Raw genomic sequence first — 23,077 nt, 5'->3', positions numbered from 1 at the left:
ACAAATAAAATAAACGTATGCTTAAAATTCATTTTTATGAAATTTTAATTAAATTGAAATTTTTTATATAAAAATTAATTAGAAAGTTTTCAATATATTTTAACTTATTTTATTATTAAAATAATAATAGAATATCAACATTTGTTATACTTATTTTTCACTATGTGATTTAACTATTTTTTGCTATGAAATAAAAAAGATAGACAACTATAAAAAATGAAATTTAGTTTTGTCAATGAAATTGAAGTGCTAGAGTAGTAAATTTTTAACAAAATGTTATTATGAAAAAATCATCTATTTTAGCGCAGAAAAACATTTTAAATCCCTATGTGTTGTTTTTGGATTGAGTTTAAGAAATCGCTGTTATTGTAATACTATAAAACTTTTATGGTTATAACAAAAAGCAAAAAACATATATTATATTTTTTTAAAAAAATATCATTGTTTTTAATTTAATTTAAATTGAAAAATACTAATAATTATGTGAACATAAAAAACATTAAATAAACCTAAACATTAGTTTTTTTAATTTACCATTAATATATTAATTTTTTCTAAACAAGAAAAAATTAATAAAATTTAACCATAGTTAATATAGGAACGTTAGTTATGAACACAAAAGAAATGCCACAAACATTTTACACATTTACGACATATCTTGCATTAATTGATACTGTCTTTAAAACAAACAATAAATTTAAACTAAAGGTAATTAGTTCTAACTCTCCTGCTAGTCAAGAAATAGAAATTAACTCATCTTACCCCAATAATAATGTTTTTACTGAATTCAATATTAAGACAGCAGATATAGTGGTATGGACATTAGAACTTTACAAAGAAGATAATACACAAGTATATCGAGGTAGATTAGAACTTGTGTATAATGATAAAGATAAAAAACTAACTATTTTAAAATTTAAAGAAGATTCTGATTCAGGTACACATATTGGACTTAATTTAGAAAAGAATGACTTTAATTTTACGTTTGAAATTTTTGGGTCTATAGACTAACAATTTTTCTATAATTAAAGTCAGAGACATTATGTAAAAAAACTAAATCGGTAATAAAAGGGCAGGATCTAAACTATCTATATCAAAAGTAATATAGACAGGAAGAGATCCTGCATTTCTGCGAATTTTTTTGCTATCTCAATTGATCTCATATAGAACGAATGGCACTGTTGCAAATATCGTGATGCGGCATTATTTGTTGGTGAAGGTATTACATTTCAAAGGCTCTACTCACCAGACACATCTCACCAAGAGGATGACCTAACCTTTACACAGTGCCCACATGTGAGTTTACCCGTTAATGGCAGACCGGGACCGGATTTTACATTGCGTTCTAAACGAAGGGTTTTTACCCATTGGCGTATAGCTGAAAGGCTTACATTCATCGCTTTCGCTGCTTCCTGGTGGGTATAATTCTGTTCAAGCACTAATTGGGCCGTTTCACCTTTAAATTCAGCAGTATATATTTTACTCATTTTAGCACCTGTAAAAATTATGAGGCAAGCATATCACCTCTACTTAGGTGGCTAAATTCAGTATGCCACTACAAGGCTACCTAGGCAGATAGAATTTAGATAATATCAATTTGTATATAAAATATACTTTAGCGTAGGATATTTTCCGTTTTCCAAGCGGATCCCATATAGGGCAATATCCGATTAAGCACTTATGACGAATAATGAAGCTCAGTCGCGAGAGCCTGGGGTTATCGTATGTCAGCAGCACAATTACGCAAAGAAGGTTATAGGGTTGGTTATTATAAAACCCGAAAATTGATGAAGCAGTTGGGATTAAAAGTTAAACAATGAAAGCGTTATCGACCAGGTTCAAAAAGCAAAGCGATAGCTGATGCCGTATTTTAGTACCAACGTATCGCCTAAAGGATAATGTCGTGTGTAAAGTGTCGACCTTTAAAAATATTCATGTGGGCACCTTTGATTAAATCGTCAGGAATATTAGCAGCAACCCGATCTTTGTAACAGAGCCTAAATACCTAGGATATTGCAAGCATATGTTATATAAAAGGAATAAATGAGTAAAATCTGATTATTCATTTTACTTTATTAATGTTGCTTTATTTAAAATACATTACTTTTTCCTAAATGATGTTATGATGATTAAAAAAGGGAAAAAATTTTTCCCTTTTTTAATTTTTTTGTTATGTTTTATTTTGTATTAAATCATTTATCCTCTGATGGTGAGCATACTGCCTCACCATTTGCGATAGAGGTTATAGTCCAATCATCTTTGAATATTTGTATGGTGTAGTTGCAGCCATCAAAAGTACTGGCCTTACCAGAAGAAATTAATTCTTTACTAAAAACTTTTCCATCGTCGGCAGTTATTTTTATAGTTTTGTCACCTTCTTTTCCATAATATTGGTAAAGAAATGAACCTCTATTTGTTTGCACTTCTAGATTATCATCTAAATGAATTTTAATGTCAGACTTAGTCATATTGTTTATATAGATTGAGTCTGCAAAAGTTTGGCTCATAAATGCTGCTGATGCAAAACCTAAAACAATAAATATTTTTTTCATTTGAATTTCCTTCTAGTTACTTATATTTTTATGACGATTTGTTATTACTATTGTTAATTGAAAATTTTTACTTTTATTATAACTCAATAGAGTCATGTTTTTATCAAACAAGTATTTATATTTAAAATATACAAATCTAACTTTATTGTAAAAATAAAAAATATTATTTTTAATAAATATTTATTAAAAATAATATTTACTGTGATTTTAACAAAAATATTCAAATATAACTATTTGTTTAATAATTAAATTATTTTGTTTTTTATTATTATATAATGGCGAACTTAATTATAAATAAAACAGTAAGCTATTAATTAATTAATTAATTAAATTTATTTTCATATTATTAATATACATTTTCTTATAATAGTAAAAAATTTTTAAAAAACAGTCTCTATTTAACATAAGGGTGATAATAAGCGGATTGGATGTGGCAGCAATATAATAATGTCACTTTTTACCAATTTAGAAATGTCTCTTTTTAGGGCATAAAGGATAAAATCTTTTTGCCGTAAGGACATTTAGAGGCACTGTTGCAAAGATCGTGATGCGGTAGCCTTAATTTGTTGGTGAAGGTCTTACATTTCAAAGACCCGATTCACCAGACACATCTCACCCAAGGGATGGCTAAAGTAAAATGACTCCGCCTGACCTTTACGCAGTGCCCTCATCACTTCAATCCATTTTATTGTGGCATAAGCCGTCTTCATCGATTTAAAACCCAGCGTGGCGCTGATTATCCGTTTTATTTTGCCATGATCGCATTCGATAACATTATTTCGGTACTTAATCTGTTGGTGTTCAACGTCAGATGGACATTGGCCTTCACGTTTAAGCTGAGCAAGCGCACGAGCGTATGTCGGAGACTTATCTGTATTGATAACGCGTGGGATTTGTCCCTGTTTTACATTATTTAAAATTTTACCCAGAAACCGATATGCCGCTTTGCTATTACGCCGTGGTGAAAGGTAAAAATCCAGGGTACACCCTCTGTTGTCTACAGCGCGATACAGATAAGCCCAGCGGCCATTCACCTTTATATACGTTTCGTCAATGTGCTACGGGCAAAGAGCGGAAGGGTTACGCCAGTACCACCGCAGCCGTTTTTCCATTTCAGGTGCATAACGCTGAACCCAGCGATAGAGGGTGGTATGGTCTACATGCACGCCGCGTTCGGCTAGCATCTCCTGCAACTCACGATAACTAATGCCGTATTTACAGTACCAGCGTACTGCCCACAGGATGATGTCGTGGGTATAGTGTCGACCTTTAAAAACATTCATGTGGGGCACCTTTAGTTAAATCGTCAAGCATGATTATCAGCAATTCGATCCGATCTTTGCAACAGTGCCAGAAATCTAATAGGCTAAAAATGATTCATTTTTAATATTTATATTATATATAAATGATACTATTTTAGTACCATAATTACATTTTAATTACACATCATTTTCGTCATAATACTTTAGCGCATAACGGATCATATTTAATTTAGAACGTTTAGTTTTCTTGCAAAGTTTTTCTAATAATTCATATTCATGTTGATTAAATGGAACACGAATCGCCTTATAATCACGTGGAGCTTCACTATCAACATCTTTTTGTGACTCAATTATTCTATCAGCTGCGGAAGCAAACTCTTCTATCTTTTTTTCTACAGAATCAGAACCTCTACGCTTCACCATGTTAAAAGCTCCTTAACTAAACATTGAATCTCATTCTTAGCTTTTAAATTATCCATTTCAACAACACCTTTCCCTTCAGCCATACAATCCCTATAAACTTTTCGATCTCGAACAACAGTATTCATTAAAAATAATTGAGGGAAATCTTTTAAATATTCCTGGGCTTCCTGAATTTCATTTATAACGGGATTTGTTGGAGCTAGTGTCAGCATAGCTACAGCTTTTAGCTTTGGATTAATATCTTTTGCCTCTGTCATTATCTCTACTAATCGAGGTAAAGTATCTAAATCAGGTTGTGAAGGCCTAAAAGGTACCAACAATATATCTGCTGTTGTCATTCCTGTTCTCAATTCCCTACTGTCTCGACCAGCAGTATCTACTATTACAAATTCATACCTCTTATTTAAATCAAGCAGAGTTTCTCTAATGTTATCGAATTTTTGAATACAATGAATCGTTGGTATTTTTACTTGTTTATTTCTATCAGAAATCCAGTTAACCGATGTTCCTTGGCGATCTGAATCTACTAAAATTACATCCTTTTTTTGTCGTACAAGTTCTGTTGCAATATTAACGCAGGTTGTTGATTTCCCACATCCACCTTTTTGGCTACCAATTAGTACTATCATAGTATTCTCTTGATGCATTAAAAGTATATATTTTATATCATTTTAGTACCAAAAATAAAAAATTGTCAATAAAGAAAATTAACATAAAAATAAGGTTAATTTGGTACCAAAATAATTCTAAATTGAAACCATATAGACACACAAACCACGATGGTAAGTTGATATTTCATATTTTCAATGCCTTGGCTGAATTTGAACTGGATATGAACACAAAATTATCCATTGAAATGGCCGTTTAAGAGTTGTCGATTTTCGCAGCTATCCTGTGACTACCAAAATTTGATAAACTTTATTTGAATAAGCAGTACAAATAAAATTGACTTTATTAAAATTGGATTTGATCTTAAATAAAGTAGCAGTAAACATTGCTACCTATTTTTTAATACAATAGGCATTTTAAAAAGTAAAACTTATTCTACATTTGCATTATTTCTAAAACTTATTAAATAATGGATAAGTTTATTCGGTACTTTATTTATCTAATTTTTGTTTTTGATTACTACTAAACTAGCGATAACCTATTTTACAGATATTTTAACTCACAATGCAGATTGTCAATTTGACTTCCAATCTTTTTAGCTTCTAATTAGCACTGATATGATATTTTTTTAGTATTTTTATAGCTAAAAATTTATACTATTTTAGTACCAAAAAAATGTGTAATTATTAATAATAAGTTAAACGCCACTACCCGCAAATACGTTAAATCAATCTCTTTATTATAAAGAAACATACGAATGGTAAAAAACAATCTCAGCTAACTTAAAATCCTTTTTATCGGTTGACTATAGATTCATTTAATGAATCAACAATGGGTTTTATTTTTTCATAAACAGGGGCAATAAAATCTGTCCATTCCTGAGCCTTAACTGCTAAATCAATTATTCTAACTAACCCCGTTTCTCTATTTATACCCAATGATTCGAACAATCCATTTATGTAATTATGATCTTCTTCTTCATACTGTATGCTTCTCGCAGCTTCAATAAGCTCAGACAAATCACCATCGAAATCATTTTCATTTAAAGATGATATCATTGTATGAATATATTTCTCTGGAGTATATCCTGCAGGAAGATTAAACTGCGTTATCTTACTTTCAGCCGTAGAACGGAGAGAAATAGCTTGATCATCAGTACCGGTTAAAACCTTATTCAAACGCTCTCTTTTTACTGCTTCGTCAATAAATGTATCCCCATCCAGAACATAGATCATGTTTTCAACATTTCTATTTTTTAGAAGCTCAGCACTCAATAATGTAAAAACATTTATTGCCGCCCCATACCTTATTATTTTTATGTATTTTGTTGCTTTTAGTGACGAGCAAATTTTGCTTACTATGGAAGCAGCTACATCATCTTCTACATATATTTCGATGGGAGAAACCCTATCGCCTGTTAATCTATTAATAGCATCAGGCTTAGTCTCATCAAAACAATAAGACCTCTCTTCGATATTAACAATATGTCTAACATTCAAAATATTTGACATATTAATAACCGATTCACGATGAGTTGTGAAAATAATCTGAAGATTTTTAACTCTCGCTCTTTCATTAATAACTTGAATGAGTTTTTTTAATGCAGCCTCATGCAAGAGAAGATCTATTTCTTCGATAATGATTAGTGCATTTTTTTTCGCAGAAAAAATAGTGTTAAGTATTAAAAATACTTTTTGCTCCCCAGCACTCATACTTAAAGATGAATATCTAACATTACCCAAGCTAACACCTATCAAACGCCTACCATTAGGTAATTGATGATCATTAAGAGTTTCATAACGCTTATTTAAAACATAAGATGCCTTTTTCAAAATAATTCGAGACAGATCATCAGATAAGATTGTTGTATCATAAATGAAATTATTTTTTTTCTCCGATTCTATTATCGGAACACACTTATCTATTCCTAAATAATAAACGGCCCTAACAGGTCTTCTTGCATATATTTGAGTCCACCTTGAGCCTCTTTCGTTTGCTTTACCATATTCCTTTACTTCATTATTTATTAATTGACCCGCTTTTCTATAACTAAGACAAACAGAAAAACTGCTGCCATTCCATTCAGCATCAGGACTTCTAGGAAAAAAATCCACTAATTTATGATCTTCTCCATTGTTGTCTTCATCTGGTTTATAAATACATGCTATTGCATGAAGAATCGTAGATTTACCACTTCCATTAGGCCCAAGTATTGCTGTTATGGGGTTAGGAAAAAAATTAATAGTATTAATATTATTAATGCATTTAAGTTTATCTATTTTTATTGAGTGCAATATTTGCCCTTTAAATGTTGTTTCTGTTCTTCTTGGCATTCCTTGTTTAACATCCTTCATTTATTAGTTAATATTAAAACTGTATTGAAGCCATCCACTCTCATAATTTTCTTGTTCATATTCTGTTTTATTAATGATGATAAATTATGCTTTTGTAATCATTATTTTCTAATAAAAAAGTAAGTCTTACTCCACAATGTTATTCTAATAACAAGAGTCCTTTATCGTTGTTTTAATAATCTGTCACATCACGATAAAATTTACATCAAAATGGTACCAATATTATACTTTATTGATACTTTAATAGTGCTTATTATATATTATTTTAATGTCAAATAAATAGAACCTTATCAAAAAAATCAATATCAATTTAGTACTAAAAAATTCTTAATTAATAAACTTAAGAAAATAAATAACCTTTATTCTTTCAAGATCTTATTTTTAATCTTAAAGACCTCTCGTTTTGCCTTATCACGTTTACGAGATACTTCTGCAGACGATGTATTTTGATTACGGTTTTTAAAAGTCACTTTATCGGTATTAGGATCGAAAAAAACCTCATAATCAGGGAGATCATTTGTTGTACAAAGATTCTTAACAAGACGTTTAAACTCTCGTTTATTAGATGAGCTCCCCGTCTTCAGATGGAGTTTTTCTAAAGAAATAGCAAATTCATGTTGCCCACCGCAATGTTTACGAGCGATTTCGTAAAGTCGTCTATCAATTGCTTTACGTATACGAAAATAATCTGGACTAATCTGCAAAACTTTGGTTTGAGTTATGCCTTGATATAACCAATCAGGAAGCGTGATCTCTATCATCCCTATATCTAACTTGCCTTTCTTTTTTTCCAATAACTCCCACTTGTCGATCAATCCAAAATCAATGGTTTTTTTATCGTCTTGAGAATAAATAATATTTGTTTGAATTCTCGTACCAGAAAGCCTTGACAATGCTTTTTTTAACTCTCTATAAGCAATACCACTAGTACTACGATTTGTTGTGACAAAGAAATCATAGGGAGTGAAAGCAATTGTACGACTTATCGGCTGATTATTATTAATTGCTTCCTGTAATTTTGAAATAGCATAAATCCAAATATCTTTATCAAAGACAGTAGCCAATCCGTCAGCGGTAGGTTTCACTGTTACTGTAACATTCCCATTTTTATATTCTCGAATCTTAGTATCGCCAGCTTTTAACGCAAAGAAAGGATGTTCCATACTCGCCATTTCATCGCGAAATGTCGAAATATCTACATCATCAGCAATAAAAAATTCAAGTTGCTGGTGTCGATGCGGGCGTAATGTCTTCAAATTGCGTTTTCCTATTTTTTTTGTAAGATCAGTCATAGCCTCATTCCTAGATCGAGTAGGGGCGGGGTTAGAGCTTGTTAGGTGTCCTACCACTTAATAAGCTCGCCAACTTCACTAAAAAACGTTTTCGTAATTCACACACACTCAGATTATAGCAGTTTATACAAAAAAGCACGTAATTTACACACAATAATAGAAATATAAATACAAAAGTAAGAATAAATATTGTGTATAACTACTATTATCTTCGTAATTCACACACAAAAGACACGTAATTTACACACAAAGACACGTAATTTACACACGCGGTGTGAAAATTTTATTAAAAATTTCAATATATTATAAGCATTTTTTTTCCTTTAACTTATTTTAACTTATACATAACTAATCTTTTAACCGTATTTTTGTTCACTTTTGCTGTGGATAACTTTCTCAAGACAATGTGAAAATTTTCCTTAACATTCTAATAAAATGCGCATAGTTCAAATTTTAACCAAATGAGTAACCCAAGTATTTTTTAAGTTATGTGTTATTCCGCTTCCTCGCACGTTCGCTCGCTAACGCTTCGGTCACTTAGCTGCGGTGAGCGGTGGAGGTTTCAAAGGTAATGAATTTTTTTAACGTTTAAACATCCTAAAAACGTTTCTAAGACGATTTCTCAAATAAATAACCAAAACCTATTTGGCTATTTTTAAGTTGCTCTTATTGTCTATTAGGGTGGTTAGGTTCGTTGAGTTGTTTTTTTATACTTTATGTATGTTGTAACTAATAATTCTCAATAATCCATATAACGAATACTTGGAAAGATTTTATTATCAAGTTTCATGCCATAGACATAATGAGGCTACAATGATTTAATGCATGAAAAACTTAGGATAAAGTTTGTATGGCTAAAATTCCAAAAGTAGAAATTATAAAAAATAATATTAAGCACTTGCTTAAAGAAAAAAATGAAAATCAAGTTTCTTTAAGTGATGGGGCTGGAGTTAATCGGACAACAATTTACAACATTTTAGAAGGAAAAGTTTCTTCTATTCAAGAAAAAACCTTGAAAAAGGTATCAGATTTTTTTGGTGTATCTTATTCTGAAATACAAGAAATTGATTTTTGTAAAAGAGACATGGAAAACACATTAATGTCTATCGATGGAAATATGAATCCGATAGCAGTACCTTTAATTAATGAATCATTAATAACATCCTCGTTAAATAAAAAAATAGGAAGAATGATATTAGGATCACCTATAACTTATTATTTTGGTGATGGGCCTAACATAATAGGTGTTATTTTATCATCAAATATAGGTAATTATTACTCAAGTGGAGATATTCTTATTGTAAAAAGAAAAGAAATTATTAAAGATTCACTTCTTCTGATTTTTTCATCTGATAAAAATTTAGATGTTATTAATAGTGGTGTAGATATAAATGATAAAGACATCCTTATTGGGTCAATTTTAGAGGAAAGATATGACAGCTAATGTGAAATTTAAACTTTTAGGATTTACCCCTGTAGAAAATAAAGCCAAAGTTATGATAATTAATTCAGGTCGAATAATTTCAATAAAATTAAAAGAGATGCTGCATTCAGAAATAATGGATGATCTTAACAGAAATGAATTGTCAGCATTTTATAGAAAATTGCATCAATCTAATGAATCTATATGGGGTAGCCTCAGAATTCGGAAAATATAGCACGCTAAGCCTATTTAGAGGCGGGGATCCATCTATACAGTGTCGGAATAGATACTCCTAAGTTATTTGCGACATCTTTTGGGGGGACTCCATTAGCCAGCAATTGCTTTGCTGAGGATATTTTGCTCTCGGTCATTTTGGGTTTACGACCACCTTTCCGGCCTCGTAAACGTGCAGCTTCTAGTCCAGCTTTGGTTCGCTCTGCTATTAGATCTCGCTCCATCTCAGCAAGACTAGCCATCACATGGAAAAAGAATCTACCGGAAGATGTCCCAGTATCTATTGAGTCTGTGAGGCTTTTAAACTGAACTCCCCGTTGCTGTAATTTATCGATTAGCTCTACTAGCTGTTTTACAGAACGCCCAAGCCTATCTAGTTTCCATACAACTAAAGTGTCTCCATCTCAACATTTCCAATGTTTTGTCTAAACCTGGCCTGTTTGCTCGGGTACCACTTATTTGATCTTCAAAGATTTTCTGACAGCCATGTTTTACTAATGAATCTTTTTGCAACTCTAAATTTTGTTCTTCTGTAGATACCCTTGCATATCCAATTAACACTGTAATTCTTCTCCGTAATTCCATTGCATGACAGGATTTTTATGAACAATTGACTCTCGAAACTCATTGAAATGGTAGTAAATTGAGAATAATGTTTCAAGAATGGTTTTTGAGAACAGTAACGTATTGATATTGCGTACAGTCGAAGGACAACAAAAGACATTCTCGCAAACCTTCGTTTTCAAGAAAAAGGAAACTGTATGCCTCGCCGTTCAATCCTTTCTACCGCCGAGCGCGAAAGCTTGCTGGCGTTGCCTGATAACAAGGATGAGTTGATCCGTCACTACACGTTTAGCGAAACTGACCTATCCATCATCCGACAGCGTCGAGGAGCAGCCAATCGCCTGGGGTTCGCGGTGCAACTCTGCTATCTGCGCTTTCCGGCATCGTCCTTGGTATCGATGAGCGGCCATTTCCGCCCTTATTAAAATTGGTTGCCGACCAGCTTGAGGTTAGTATCGAAAGTTGGGACGAGTATGGGCAGCGGGAGCAGACACGGCGCGAACATCTGGTTGAATTGCAAACAATGTTCGGTTTTCAGCTATTCAACATGAACTACTACCGGCAGGCCGTCCATGCCATGACTGAGCTGGCTATGCAAACCGACAAGGGCATTGTGATGGTGAACGCATTAATTGATTATCTGCGGCAGCGATCAATTATTTTGCCAGCCATCAATGCTGTTGAGAGGGCTTGTGCTGAAGGACTTACCCATGCCAATCGACGTATCTACGATACCTTAGCCAAATCGTTGTCAGACTCGCACCGTCTTCGTCTCGACGATCTGCTCAAACTGCGGGATAACAGTAAAACTACTACTCTGGCTTGGCTCCGTTTATCACCAGTAAAACCTAATTCACGGCACATGCTGGAACATATCGAACGACTCAAGGTATGGCAGGCACTCGATCTGCCTATTGGTGTCGAACGGCTGATCCATCAAAACCGATTACTGAAGATTGCCCGTGAGGGAGGACAGATGACCCCGCAGACTTGGCCAAGTTCAAGCCCCAACGTCGCTATGCGACATTGGTTGCGCTAGCCATTGAGGGGATGGCCACCGTCATCGATGAAATTATTGACCTTCATGATCGTATCCTGGGTAAGCTGTTCAATGATGCCAAGAAGCGACATCAGAAACAGTTCCAAGCATCAGGAAAGGCAATTAATGCCAAGGTGCGATTATTCGGCCGTATAGGCCAAGCATTGCTCGAAGCCAAGCAGGCCGGCAATGATCCGTTTACTGCTATTGAGACAGTCATATCCTGGGAAGCCTTTGCAAAAAGCGTGACAGAGGCACAATCGCTCGCGCAGCCAGAAGAATTCGATTTCCTGCATCGTCTCGGGGAGGATACACCACACTGAGCCGTTACGCTCCAGCCTTCCTCACTGTGCTCAAGTTGAGGGCCGCGCCCACTGCCAAAGATGTATTGGAGGCTATCGATGTGCTGCGTAGTATGAACAAGAATAATGCCCGCAAAGTCCCTTGCAATGCGCCAACGGGGTTCATCAAGCCTCGCTGGCAGAAGTTGGTGATAACCGACGTCGGCATCGATCGACGTTACTACGAGCTATGCGTGCTATCGGAGATGAAGAACGCATTGCGTTCCGGTGACATCTGGGTGCAGGGATCTCGCCAGTTCAAGGATTTTGAGGACTACCTTGTTCCTCCCGATAAATTTGCTGGCCTCAAAGAGGCAGGAGAATTGCCGCTGGGCATAACTACCGACTGTGATCAGTATCTGAATGAGCGGCTGATGCGTTTGGAAACGCAGCTTGCTGCTGTCAATCGCCTGGCGAAAGCAAATGAACTGCCGGATGCCATCATCACAGCCTCTGGCCTAAAGATCACTCCGTTGGATGCAGCGGTACCCACTCACGCGCAGCTCTTTATCGATCAAGCCGCTAGAACCCTACCACATGTCAAGATCACTGAGTTGCTGCTTGAAGTCGATGAATGGACTGGTTTTACACGGCATTTCACACACTTGAAATCGGGTGTTCTGGCTAAGGACAAGAATTTGTTGCTGACGACAATCCTTGCCGACGCGATCAATCTGGGGCTGAGTAAGATGGCTGAATCGTGTCTGGGCACCACCTATGCCAAACTTGCTTGGCTGCAAGCCTGGCATATCCGAGACGAAACGTATGGCGCAGCCTTGTCCGAGTTAGTCAATGCACAATACCAACATCCGTTTGCCGAGCATTGGGGTGATGGTTCCACGTCTTCATCTGACGGTCAAAATTTCCGCACTGGCAACAAGGCGGAGAGCACGGGACACATCAATCCCAAATATGGCAGTAGTCCAGGACGGACCTTCTACACTCACATTTCTGATCAGTACACGCCATTTCATACAAAAGTGGTCAATGTCGGTGTACGTGACTCAACCTACGTACTTGACGGTTTGCTTTATCATGAATCAGATCTTCGAATCGAAGAGCACTACACCGACACGGCAGGATTTACCGATCACGTTTTCGCGTTGATGCACCTATTGGGATTTCGCTTTGCCCCGCGCATACGTGACCTTGGAGAGACCAAGCTCTACATTACAAAGCGAGATGTCACCTATGAGGGATTGAAATCAATGATTGGCGGAACACTCAACATCAAGCTCATCCGCTCCTATTGGGATGAAATTTTGCGGTTGGCGACCTCTATAAAGCAAGGCACGGTCACGGCCTCCCTGATGTTAAGGAAGCTTAGCAGCTACCCACGCCAAAATGGTCTGGCACTCGCCCTACGCGAGCTGGGACGTATCGAGCGCACGCTGTTCATTTTGGATTGGTTACAAAGTGTTGATCTCCGTCGCCGCGTACACGCAGGATTGAATAAAGGGGAGGCTCGTAATGCCTTAACTCGAGCTGTGTTTTTCAATCGTCTGGGGAAATCCGAGACCGCAGTTTTGAGCAACAGCGTTATCGAGCAAGTGGTCTTAACCTGGTGACTGCCGCCATCGTACTATGGAACACAGTTTATCTGGAAAGTGTGGTGAATGGATTACGTGCCAAAGGACATATCGTTGATGATGCGTTATTACAATACCTATCGCCGCTGGGTTGGGAGCACATCAACCTGACAGGGGATTACCTGTGGCGTAGCAATACCAAGATCGGCTTAGGTAAGTTTAGGCCGCTACGACCACTGCAATCTGCTTAGCGTGCTATATTTTCCGAATTCTGTGGCTACCCCATATAGGGCATAAAAATGGAAAAACATAATATTGTTATTAAGTTTAATAGAGAGGTTATTCGATCAAGAAACAATCAGGAGTTGATCCTAAAATCTGTCGCGACTCAAGATAACTTTTTAACGCAGTTTAATTTTAAGTCTATTGTAACTGATGAAATGTTATTACCACAAAACCGCATCAATACAGTCAACTTTGAAAATTTAGCGGGGATTTGTTATGTGCAAAATACTGACAATATGTCATTAGAAGAAAAAGAAAGTCTTGCACAAAAAATATCTACTTATGATTTTGTTGAGTATGCCTATGTAGAAAAACTAGCACCCATGGAATTACCATACAATCCTCAGGTTAATAATAAAGAACCTCTTATTAATAAGACAGTTCACAATACACCAAATTTTACTCATCTTCAGGAATATAAAAGTGGTGTTACCTCTACTCATATTGGTATTGATATGGAATATGCCTGGTCTCTAGGTATAGCTGGTCAAGGGATAAGTATTGCAGATATAGAATGGGGATTTAATTTTGATCATATTAATCTAAAAAGACATAACTTCGTTGACTATGTTCCTACAACAAATCCCCTGAATAATGAGCATGGTACCGCTGTTGCCGGAGTGATGTACGCTAAGGATATTAACTTTGGTGTAAAAGGAATGGTTCATGACGCTGAGTCATTTTATGGTATTTCTGAGATAAGTTATGGCCGCGCCGCAGGTATATCTCTAGGGTTGAGAGCCTTAAGGGCGGGTGATATTTTTGTTTACGAGATGCAAACAGGCGGTATAACCGGTAAATATGTACCTGCTGACTTTGATTACGCTGTTTGGGATGTCACGCAAGAAGCTCTTAATGCTGGTATTATTGTTATTGGAGCTGCTGGGAATGGTAGTGAAAATTTAGACCAGGATATCTATTATGAATATCGAAATCGCCCTGATCGTGGTGTAATTCGTGTTGGTGCAGGCGATGAATTACTAAAAAAAGCAAACTTTAGTACCTATGGTAGTATGGTGCATGTTCAGGGATGGGGTGGTAATGTTGTCACAACAGGATACGATGGCTTATATAATGGAGGGCCAAACAATAATTATACAAATGGATTTAATGGAACTTCTAGTGCAACACCTATTGTCGCTTCAGCAGCGGTAGCCATTCAATCTTGGTATAAACAACAGACTGGCCAGGTTCTCACACCACGTGAAATGCGTGCGCTCTTAATTGAAACAGGAACACCGCAAAATATTAACGTCTCTGAAGGAAATGAACATATTGGCCCATTACCTAATGTTCGTAGTGCTATTACTGAAATGCGTCGCCGTCTGCTAGAAGTTGTCGCGATCATTGAAGGGCAATTATCGGCTAAAGGTGGTGCCCAAGTTATGTTATCTGCTGAAAAGTCAACATCAAAAGTAGCAAATATTGTTGCTTACGCCTGGCAACTTCCTGACGGCATTACCGCAGAGATTCAAAATCAATCGACACTGCATTTTATTACACCGGAAGTCTTTAAAGAGAAAATATATCCTATCACTCTAACTGTTACCGATGCATTTGGTAATAGTGACAGTATCAATCATAATTTTATGGTGTTCAATGAATTTCCACTCTGGGAGCGGAATGGACACTATAGGAAAGGTGCCAAAGTTAGCTGGAAAAATAAAAAATGGGTCGCAATAAGTAACAACCGCGGCTGGGAGCCTGGCGATGATTCAGGATACTGGAGAGAAGTCACGGACTACCCACTCTGGGAACCGACTAAACTTTACATGGTGGGTAATAAGGTCAGTTGGAAAAATAAAAAATGGGTCGCAATAAATAACAATCGCGGCTGGGAGCCTAGCGATAATTCAGAATTCTGGAGAGAGATTCTGTAGTTTAAGTTAGGGATAATCCTACATATTGGTTAATCAGCCACTTTTATTTATTAGTGGCTGATTTGCTTTTGTCTTAACTTAATTCAACTATTCTGACTAAGTATCAGTTTAATCGTTTTTTATAGCAATTATCACTACCAAAAAAGGTAGCAGTATCTGTTTATGGTAATGCTCAAGGATATTGCAATAGAGTAGAACAGATAATAAAAGATAACTTTGGTGCGAATACTGAAATTGTTTTTTATAAAAGTAGTAGCCCTGACTGTTGGAATAATTAAGCTATAGTACTTAAAAGAGCCATAAAGATATGGCTCTTTTATTATGAGTATCATAATATTGCTTACAGATTAGCTATCCATTAGGTATTAGTACATTAATTAATTGCAGTTTAATAATATACCTCGCCACTGTTTCATGACTAACAAATGTGGTGCTGCAATTGACATTTTGGCATTGATTATAGTTTTCTTTGGTTTCGTTGGTGATGATGTATCGGTGAGATTATAATTTTCCCAATATAACCGCTTTTAAGTTATTTATACTTTTGGGAAAGTGGTTACGTACGCATGGGTTTTTAGTGTTTAAGATTTTATTTTGTAAAAACACAAGTCATAGAGGTTAGTTGGGATGGAACAATTAGAGTTACCTCTTATCTCGCGAGAGGAAAATAATGAACTTGATGCTATTTTAATAAAAATTTTATCCTCATAAGATTTAGTTCACATTTTAAATGCTTTGTTTGCAAATTTTATTTAACTAAAGAGAAACATTTAATAATATTCTGAATAATAAAAAATAACCATATTTATGGTGAATATATGTTCAATAAAGTATTAAGTGTTTTTCATCACAATAAGTTCAGTGTATCTGCTGCATTATCGGAAAAAAACGATATAGAAAATAAAAATATTAAACTAGGAAAGCTAATTGGAGAGGGAATTGAGGGGAAAATATATCGAGATGCTAATAATAAAAATTTTATATTAAAGAAATTATATGCTGATGATATCCATTACATAGAATCTTTCGCTAGAGAAGAAGTGAACTGTTTTAATAAATATTATGGAGAAGGCTCTGCGGCCTTATTAGAAAGTAAGGGTACATTTTACATTAGAATGTATAAAATACCAGGGGTACCACTTAGTAGCATTAATGACAACATATTTCCACCCACTGCGCAGGAGCGCTTTCGGCATATGATCTGCGATTTAGGTGATAAGGGCATAATGCATGATGATTTAAATTTTAAAAATATTCTATATGATATAGAAAGCAACACATTTTATCCAATAGACTTTTCTAACCGATATGAAGAGTATCACAGTGGAAATAATGCGATCAAAGATTCAATAAATAATAGTTCACAAATGAGATATAGTTGGGCACTTGAGCATATTATTGAAAATACCGGTTCTGTCGCATTAATGGAGAGTGATTAAATTTATGCAGGAGGCAAGGTTTTTAGGTAACTAAAGCATAAAAGGCATCTACTGGACGGATAACTTGTCCATTGATAGGGATTTGTTGTTTATGGAGCATATGCAGTGTTTCTATTCCTTCCAGTAAAACTTTTGCCGTTCGGTACGTCTTAAAGCCAAGCATCGCTCGATAGCGTTTTTTAATGAAACGGTGATCTTGCTCTACTATGTTGTTTTTATAACGGCATTGTCTTATTTTTATCCCCAGTTCACCCTGATTAAGTGACATCAATGCAGCCAGATTAGCCCCACTTTTATCAATATTCACCCCCATAGGGTAGGTATTTTGATGGATAGCTTTCCTTAAAAAGCGTAATGCAGATTTTTTATTTCGCTTTTGACTGAGAACAAAATCTATCGTTTCACCGCTAGCCTCTACGGCACGATAAAGATAATGCCATTTCCCTTTTATCCTGATATAGGTTTCATCCAGAGACCAGGTGCCACCATAGATTTTTCGTTTCTTTCTGGCAACCCTGGCGAGTTTTGGCGTTAGTCGTAAAACCCAGCGATGAATCGTGGAGTGATCAACATCGATTCCTCTTTCCTGCCTCATCTCCTCAAGGTTGCGCAAGCTTAAGGAATACGCCAGATACCAACGTAGACAAACTAAAATGACATCGACGGGATAGTGGAGACGTTTAAAGCTTTGTTTAACAAGACACATAACCGCTACTCATCTCTGAAAACAATATTCAAATATTCATTTTATCAGGCAGACATTTTTAATGCGACAGAACCCAATTAAGTGATATTTTCGATAACCGAGGGATAAGAGTATTATTTGAAGCAAACTTTGGTATAATTTTGTATGTTAGATATCCACGTTGTTCCGTAGCTACATCCAGCATGCAAATCATGAATAACAGAATTAACGGAAACAAAATCATTTCCTTCCCTTGGCTCCATCAAAATCGGTTTTTGAGTCAGGATCTCTTTGATAGCATCAATGTTTTTTAATGGGGAAAATTTAGCATGGAGCTCTGCTTGCTGATAACGCCATATAGTATTTGCTGCTATGTTATCAAAAATATGATAGTTCCCATTTGCATATTTTCCAACAAGCTCAGATTCTTTACCAATAGGGTGATTTGTGTGAACAACATATCCTTTTGATGTACCATCAATGACTTTATTTCCTGAATCTTGAATTTCTATAGTTATTATTTTTCCGTACTTATCCACAAAGCTTGGAGAGTAAGCGGAGTTTATCTTGATATTTTCTAGCGCTTTTATAATATCATTTACCGTTTTATGTTTTATAACTAGAGACATCGAAATACCGCTATTAGGAGCACCCTTCTCAAGGCTGGGATTATTAAAATTATCCACAGTATTGGTTACAGTAGCAATATTTTTACCCATTGACATTGCTGTATACAAGGGTGTGGCAGCATGCAAATAATATCGGAGCTTTTCCATATTGCACCATATCCAGATAGCTTGATAGACATATCCTGATTCTGTCCAATGACACCGTTTGACCATCCAATAGCAGTACAACCTCTACCTGTTTTAATAGCTTCGGCCATCAAACTTATTCCTTTAGATGCTTCTTTTTAATATCTAAAGCGAAATTTCCTTCTTCGGCCCAAGCAGCAAGATAAACATCCTCAAGTGAGTGATTTATTTCGTCAGCAATACCTTTATAAAAATCAATAAGCTCAGGGTATTTACTTTGAACAGCAGGTATACCATTCAAAATTAAACTGGCACTTGATTTATCAAATTTTAAATTAAATTCTTTTAGGTTTTTATCAACATATTTTCCCATAACATCTTTGTGGAAAAAATTTTTATATCCTTTAACAATCTCTCTTCCTCCTTTATATGAAAGACCATCAAAAATTATAACAGGAGTTGATTTTTGTACTATATCTTTAGTATTGGGATTGTAAAAATCTCCTGTCAGACTAACTTTAATACCATTAAGAGCTGTTATAGAAGCTAGCGCTGAATTGCCATAAGCCATCATCAGATACCAGTTACTGGTAGTAACAGTTATTATAATAGCCAATATTTTTTTATATCTTTTTTCATTTCATTTCATTTTCATAAAGTTAATATATATGAGTAATACTATATCATTTCTTTAATTACTAAAAATATTTTTAGTAATTAAAGTATGAAAAGCTACTTTACTTTAATGTTTGGATTAAGATTATGCAACTTATAGTAAATTATTCTGTTTAATAAACTTAGGATAATTTTCTAAAGGAAATTTCGGTTTTATCGCATTAATATAAAGATTTAATTTTTGGTGGTTAAAAGAATGGTTCTGTCGCATTAAGGATTTTTACATTTTTGTAACCAAATTATATTGTGATTTAGTCACCACGATCACTGCATATTTTGTGTTTGATCAGACTGAATTTTTCTTAATGCGACAGAACCGGCTAACTATTATTAAAAACGCTTTAAAAAACGATTAAATTCTTTTTCTACTTTATCTGAATTACGTCTTATTTCTTTTTCAACTCTAGGGGTAGCTTGTTCAAGTTCACTTTTACCTTGCTCAATAATTCTATTAATTTCTTTTTTGACTATATTAACATGGCTACAACTTTTTGACTTATTTGGATTTAAAATTATTTCTAGATCATTTTTTATCGTGTCAATTTTATAAAAATTCTCATCGTTATTTATACCAATATAGTTGTTATCCTTAATGGAATTGATAACTTCATTCGCAGTTTTTAATAATTTCTTCATATCATCATTATCCTGATGTAGATCTAAGATTTTCTTTTTATTTTCATTTAGGAAATCTTTAAATTTGTTAATCTCGTAATGGTTTTCATTATAATCTATAGAATTTAATTTATTATTAATTAATTCAAGTATTTTAGGAATATCACTAATTCCACTTGTAGAAGATTGGTTTTGAATTGTATTGCATGAGCTCATATGGGAAACAGAGGGTAACATAGTATTTTACTCCGAGGATATTAAATAGATAGGCTTACGACTAGTATTTAAGATTATATCTCGATGGGATAATTTTCTAGCTTATCTAATAATTTTATAAAATTAAAATCGTTTTTTATTTTAATCATTATCCAATGTGGGTTGGAGAAATAAAATTAATTAATATACAAGAAGCATTAAATTTTTTTGCTTATCAGATGAATTAACAGGAGAAGGGTTCTGTCGCATTAAAAATGTCTGCCTGATAAAATGAATATTTGAATATTGTTTTCAGAGATGAGTAGCGGTTATGTGTCTTGTTAAACAAAGCTTTAAACGTCTCCACTATCCCGTCGATGTCATTTTAGTTTGTCTACGTTGGTATCTGGCGTATTCCTTAAGCTTGCGCAACCTTGAGGAGATGATGCAGGAAAGAGGAATCGATGTTGATCATTCTACTATTCATCGCTGGGTTTTACGATTAACGCCAAAACTCGCCAGGGTTGCCAGAAAGAAACGAAAAATCTATGGTGGCACCTGGTCTCTGGATGAAACCTATATCAGGATAAAAGGGAAATGGCATTATCTTTATCGTGCCGTAGAGGCTAGCGGTGAAACGATAGATTTTGTTCTCAGTCAAAAGCGAAATAAAAAATCTGCATTACGCTTTTTAAGGAAAGCTATCCATCAAAATACCTACCCTATGGGGGTGAATATTGATAAAAGTGGGGCTAATCTGGCTGCATTGATGTCACTTAATCAGGGTGAACTGGGGATAAAAATAAGACAATGCCGTTATAAAAACAACATAGTAGAGCAAGATCACCGTTTCATTAAAAAACGCTATCGAGCGATGCTTGGCTTTAAGACGTACCGAACGGCAAAAGTTTTACTGGAAGGAATAGAAACACTGCATATGCTCCATAAACAACAAATCCCTATCAATGGACAAGTTATCCGTCCAGTAGATGCCTTTTATGCTTTAGTTACCTAAAAACCTTGCCTCCTGCATAAATTTAATCACTCTCCATTAATGCGATAGAACCGATAACTTTCTCAAGACAATGTGAAAATTTCACTTAATGTTCTAATAAAATAGCCGTAATTTAAATAGAACAAATTTTAACCATATGAGTGACCAAATCTATTTTTAAGCGCTTGAGACATTCCGCTTCCTCGCTCGTTCGCTCGCTATGCTCGGTCTCTTAGCTGCGGCGAGCGGTGAAAGTTTTTATAATATGAATGTCATTCAGAAATAAGTCCAAAACCGCTATTACGAGGTTGTGAACAATTATATCGACAGTAGTATAGGGGAAAGATACAAAAAAAATAAAAACGCACTATATCGCTTTTAGTGCGTTTTTAGCTTATTGGATGAGAACTATTCATTTCTAGAAACGGATCTTTGGTTGTCCTTACATTTACGATCAATCAGATTACCATTATTATCAAAATAACGACTAGGCCAAATTTCAGAGGGAATAAGTCCTAAGCGAGTTGCAATAATCATCTCACCTTTAGTAAAAAGATTAAAAAAAACACTATTTAATGTAGTTGATTTATAACCAGATTCACGGGAAAGTGCAGCTAAAGTAGTACCATTTTTGCGTAACGCAGAAATAACCTCTTTTCTAGACCAGTCTTTTTTAACCATGCCTGTTACCCCTCTCTCAAATATGGTGGCGATCCAGACAGGGTTGACAGACCGGTACATACTCCGGCGAGCCTTTCGGCTCCCCTCCCTGAACCGCCATAACTGATGGGTAATAACAGTAACAGGTTGAACACTGGTAAAAATTATTACCAGTGTGTATGTACTCAAGGCTGTCAAACCTTGATCACTAGGGTTCTCCAGTGACTTTATTACATTAATAGATTTATGGATATTACTCAACAATCAATTATAAATCTGTTACGCTGATAAGTAACGCTAAGATGGAAAAACACCTAATGAGCAAAAAATTTACGCCTACTCCACACGACGCAATATTCAAGCAATTTTTAAGTGAGAAAAAAACCGCTAAAGACTTCTTTGATATTTGGCTACCGAATGAGATTAAGATGCTGTGTGACTTAGCTACGCTTAAGGTGGAATCTGGTTCATTTGTTGATAGTGAAATGAAAAACTATCAAAGTGATATTCTATATTCGGTGAATACCAAACAGGGAAAAGGTTATATTTATCTCCTGATTGAACACCAATCTACCCCTGACAAACTGATGGCATGGCGACTGATGCGCTATAGCATGGCGGCAATGCAGAAGCATTTAGACAGTGGAAATAAAGAGTTACCTCTTGTTTACCCTATCCTTTTTTACTGTGGTGAACAAAGCCCTCATCCCTATAGTACTGACTGGCTAGATTGTTTTAGTGGGCGAGATATCGCAGAAAAGATATATACAAAACCGTTTAAGTTAGTGGATGTGACCACACTCGAAGACGGTGAGATTATGCAGCACAGACGGATGGCGTTATTAGAATTGATACAGAAACACATTCGACGACGAGATATGACCGAACTAGTAAATGAAATTGTAAAGCTATTATCGTATAATTATTATACTGATGATCAAGTCATTACTATGTTTAACTATCTCATTCAGGAAGGAAACGCACAAAAGCCGATGCAGTTTATTACCGAGATAGCCAAACAATCAGAGAAACATGAGGGGGCACTTATGACTATTGCTCAACAAATTGAAGAAATCGGAATTAAAAAAGGCATCCAACAAGGTATACAGAAAGGAAAACTCGAGGGCGAAAAAGAAGCTACTTTGAAACTTGCTAAACAATTTTTAGCTAATGGTGTTGACCGTAAAATAGTTAAACTTTCAACTGGTTTATCAGATAAAGAACTTGATAAGTTAGAAAGAAAAAATTGATTGATGATAGGTCTAATCAGTT

20 protein-coding genes and 5 pseudogenes are annotated in these 23,077 nt (G+C 35.1%); 10 read left to right on the top strand and 15 right to left on the bottom strand.

Annotated elements, in window-relative coordinates; genetic code table 11:
* The first annotated feature begins 609 nt into the window (after positions 1 to 609).
* Positions 610 to 1,011 (top strand): hypothetical protein, encoded by a 402-nt coding sequence (locus QE177_RS15325; RefSeq protein ID WP_280552501.1) that lies wholly within the window; start codon positions 610 to 612, stop codon positions 1,009 to 1,011.
* Positions 1,012 to 1,256: 245 nt separating this feature from the next.
* Here QE177_RS15325 and QE177_RS15320 read toward each other — a convergent pair whose 3' ends face one another.
* Complete coding sequence (locus QE177_RS15320; RefSeq protein ID WP_280552499.1) at positions 1,257 to 1,487, bottom strand: transposase; 231 nt, start codon at positions 1,485 to 1,487, stop codon at positions 1,257 to 1,259.
* A gap of 231 nt (positions 1,488 to 1,718) precedes the next feature.
* Between QE177_RS15320 and QE177_RS15315 the strand changes: the two are divergent.
* Positions 1,719 to 1,820, top strand: a pseudogene (locus QE177_RS15315) (IS3 family transposase); the annotation flags it as partial.
* Positions 1,821 to 2,192: 372 nt separating this feature from the next.
* Here the strand turns inward: QE177_RS15315 and QE177_RS15310 are convergent.
* The 6 genes and pseudogenes from QE177_RS15310 to QE177_RS15285 form a co-directional block, all read right to left on the bottom strand.
* Positions 2,193 to 2,552, bottom strand: a complete 360-nt coding sequence (locus tag QE177_RS15310; protein ID WP_280552491.1) for a hypothetical protein — start codon at positions 2,550 to 2,552, stop codon at positions 2,193 to 2,195.
* Between the two features lie 578 nt (positions 2,553 to 3,130).
* Positions 3,131 to 3,835, bottom strand: a pseudogene (locus tag QE177_RS15305) (IS6 family transposase).
* 156 nt (positions 3,836 to 3,991) lie between these two features.
* On the bottom strand, positions 3,992 to 4,237 hold the full coding sequence (locus QE177_RS15300) for a hypothetical protein (RefSeq protein ID WP_280552489.1): 246 nt from the start codon (positions 4,235 to 4,237) through the stop codon (positions 3,992 to 3,994).
* Positions 4,231 to 4,866, bottom strand: a complete 636-nt coding sequence (locus tag QE177_RS15295; protein ID WP_280552487.1) for a division plane positioning ATPase MipZ — start codon at positions 4,864 to 4,866, stop codon at positions 4,231 to 4,233. The genes QE177_RS15300 and QE177_RS15295 overlap by 7 nt, the downstream gene beginning before the upstream one ends.
* Positions 4,867 to 5,640: 774 nt before the next feature.
* Positions 5,641 to 7,179, bottom strand: a complete 1,539-nt coding sequence (locus QE177_RS15290) for an AAA family ATPase (RefSeq protein WP_280552484.1) — start codon at positions 7,177 to 7,179, stop codon at positions 5,641 to 5,643.
* A gap of 380 nt (positions 7,180 to 7,559) precedes the next feature.
* Entirely contained in the window at positions 7,560 to 8,492 is a 933-nt protein-coding gene (locus QE177_RS15285; RefSeq protein WP_280552482.1) for a replication initiator protein A, read from the bottom strand.
* Positions 8,493 to 9,342: 850 nt separating this feature from the next.
* Here QE177_RS15285 and QE177_RS15280 point away from each other — a divergent pair.
* Together QE177_RS15280 and QE177_RS15275 are read left to right on the top strand one after the other, a co-directional pair.
* The gene (locus QE177_RS15280; protein ID WP_280552480.1) at positions 9,343 to 9,936 is read left to right on the top strand and encodes a helix-turn-helix transcriptional regulator; all 594 of its coding nucleotides are present in this window, start codon (positions 9,343 to 9,345) and stop codon (positions 9,934 to 9,936) included.
* Positions 9,926 to 10,150, top strand: coding sequence for a hypothetical protein (locus QE177_RS15275; RefSeq protein WP_280552479.1), 225 nt, complete (start codon positions 9,926 to 9,928; stop codon positions 10,148 to 10,150). The genes QE177_RS15280 and QE177_RS15275 overlap by 11 nt, the downstream gene beginning before the upstream one ends.
* 10 nt (positions 10,151 to 10,160) lie before the next feature.
* Here the strand turns inward: QE177_RS15275 and QE177_RS15270 are convergent.
* Positions 10,161 to 10,710: pseudogene (locus QE177_RS15270) on the bottom strand (recombinase family protein).
* Positions 10,711 to 10,910: 200 nt separating this feature from the next.
* On the opposite strand from QE177_RS15270, the pseudogene QE177_RS15265 reads away from it, so the two are divergent.
* The 3 genes and pseudogenes from QE177_RS15265 to QE177_RS15255 form a co-directional block, all read left to right on the top strand.
* A pseudogene (locus QE177_RS15265) lies at positions 10,911 to 13,873 on the top strand (Tn3 family transposase).
* Between the two features lie 48 nt (positions 13,874 to 13,921).
* Positions 13,922 to 15,787: a S8 family serine peptidase gene (locus QE177_RS15260; protein WP_280552477.1), complete on the top strand. Its 1,866-nt coding sequence runs from the start codon at positions 13,922 to 13,924 to the stop codon at positions 15,785 to 15,787.
* A 152-nt stretch (positions 15,788 to 15,939) separates the two neighbouring features.
* Positions 15,940 to 16,065 (top strand): annotated as a pseudogene (locus QE177_RS15255) (DUF4917 family protein); the annotation flags it as partial.
* 73 nt (positions 16,066 to 16,138) lie between these two features.
* Here QE177_RS15255 and QE177_RS15250 read toward each other — a convergent pair.
* Entirely contained in the window at positions 16,139 to 16,276 is a 138-nt protein-coding gene (locus tag QE177_RS15250) for an ogr/Delta-like zinc finger family protein (protein WP_280552581.1), read from the bottom strand.
* A gap of 329 nt (positions 16,277 to 16,605) precedes the next feature.
* Between QE177_RS15250 and QE177_RS15245 the strand changes: the two genes are divergently transcribed.
* Complete coding sequence (locus QE177_RS15245) at positions 16,606 to 17,226, top strand: hypothetical protein (protein WP_280552476.1); 621 nt, start codon at positions 16,606 to 16,608, stop codon at positions 17,224 to 17,226.
* A 22-nt stretch (positions 17,227 to 17,248) separates the two neighbouring features.
* On the opposite strand, the gene QE177_RS15240 is transcribed toward QE177_RS15245, so the two are convergent.
* From QE177_RS15240 to QE177_RS15220, 5 genes are all read right to left on the bottom strand, one after another.
* Positions 17,249 to 17,932, bottom strand: coding sequence for an IS6 family transposase (locus tag QE177_RS15240; RefSeq protein WP_280552475.1), 684 nt, complete (start codon positions 17,930 to 17,932; stop codon positions 17,249 to 17,251).
* 113 nt (positions 17,933 to 18,045) lie between these two features.
* Positions 18,046 to 18,630, bottom strand: a complete 585-nt coding sequence (locus tag QE177_RS15235; RefSeq protein ID WP_280552474.1) for a carcinine hydrolase/isopenicillin-N N-acyltransferase family protein — start codon at positions 18,628 to 18,630, stop codon at positions 18,046 to 18,048.
* On the bottom strand, positions 18,606 to 18,797 hold the full coding sequence (locus QE177_RS15230) for a hypothetical protein (RefSeq protein ID WP_280552472.1): 192 nt from the start codon (positions 18,795 to 18,797) through the stop codon (positions 18,606 to 18,608). The genes QE177_RS15235 and QE177_RS15230 overlap by 25 nt, the downstream gene beginning before the upstream one ends.
* Positions 18,798 to 18,802: 5 nt before the next feature.
* The gene (locus QE177_RS15225; protein ID WP_280552471.1) at positions 18,803 to 19,240 is read right to left on the bottom strand and encodes a hypothetical protein; all 438 of its coding nucleotides are present in this window, start codon (positions 19,238 to 19,240) and stop codon (positions 18,803 to 18,805) included.
* A gap of 431 nt (positions 19,241 to 19,671) precedes the next feature.
* Positions 19,672 to 20,193 carry a hypothetical protein gene (locus QE177_RS15220; protein ID WP_280552470.1) on the bottom strand — a complete coding sequence of 174 codons (522 nt, stop codon included), beginning with the start codon at positions 20,191 to 20,193 and terminating at the stop codon, positions 19,672 to 19,674.
* A gap of 289 nt (positions 20,194 to 20,482) precedes the next feature.
* Here QE177_RS15220 and QE177_RS15215 point away from each other — a divergent pair, with 289 nt between their 5' ends.
* On the top strand, positions 20,483 to 21,166 hold the full coding sequence (locus tag QE177_RS15215) for an IS6 family transposase (protein WP_280552469.1): 684 nt from the start codon (positions 20,483 to 20,485) through the stop codon (positions 21,164 to 21,166).
* Positions 21,167 to 21,553: 387 nt separating this feature from the next.
* Here the strand turns inward: QE177_RS15215 and QE177_RS15210 are convergent, their stop codons facing one another.
* Complete coding sequence (locus QE177_RS15210; protein WP_280552468.1) at positions 21,554 to 21,826, bottom strand: helix-turn-helix transcriptional regulator; 273 nt, start codon at positions 21,824 to 21,826, stop codon at positions 21,554 to 21,556.
* Between the two features lie 296 nt (positions 21,827 to 22,122).
* Between QE177_RS15210 and QE177_RS15205 the strand changes: the two genes are divergently transcribed.
* Positions 22,123 to 23,055 carry an Rpn family recombination-promoting nuclease/putative transposase gene (locus QE177_RS15205; RefSeq protein ID WP_280552466.1) on the top strand — a complete coding sequence of 311 codons (933 nt, stop codon included), beginning with the start codon at positions 22,123 to 22,125 and terminating at the stop codon, positions 23,053 to 23,055.
* The last annotated feature ends 22 nt before the right edge of the window (positions 23,056 to 23,077 follow it).

It is taken from the genome of Arsenophonus sp. aPb, assembly GCF_029873475.1.
Lineage (GTDB): Bacteria > Pseudomonadota > Gammaproteobacteria > Enterobacterales > Enterobacteriaceae > Arsenophonus.
The sequence above is the reverse complement of the archived record's forward strand: the minus strand, read 5'-3'. Positions and strand labels throughout refer to the sequence as shown.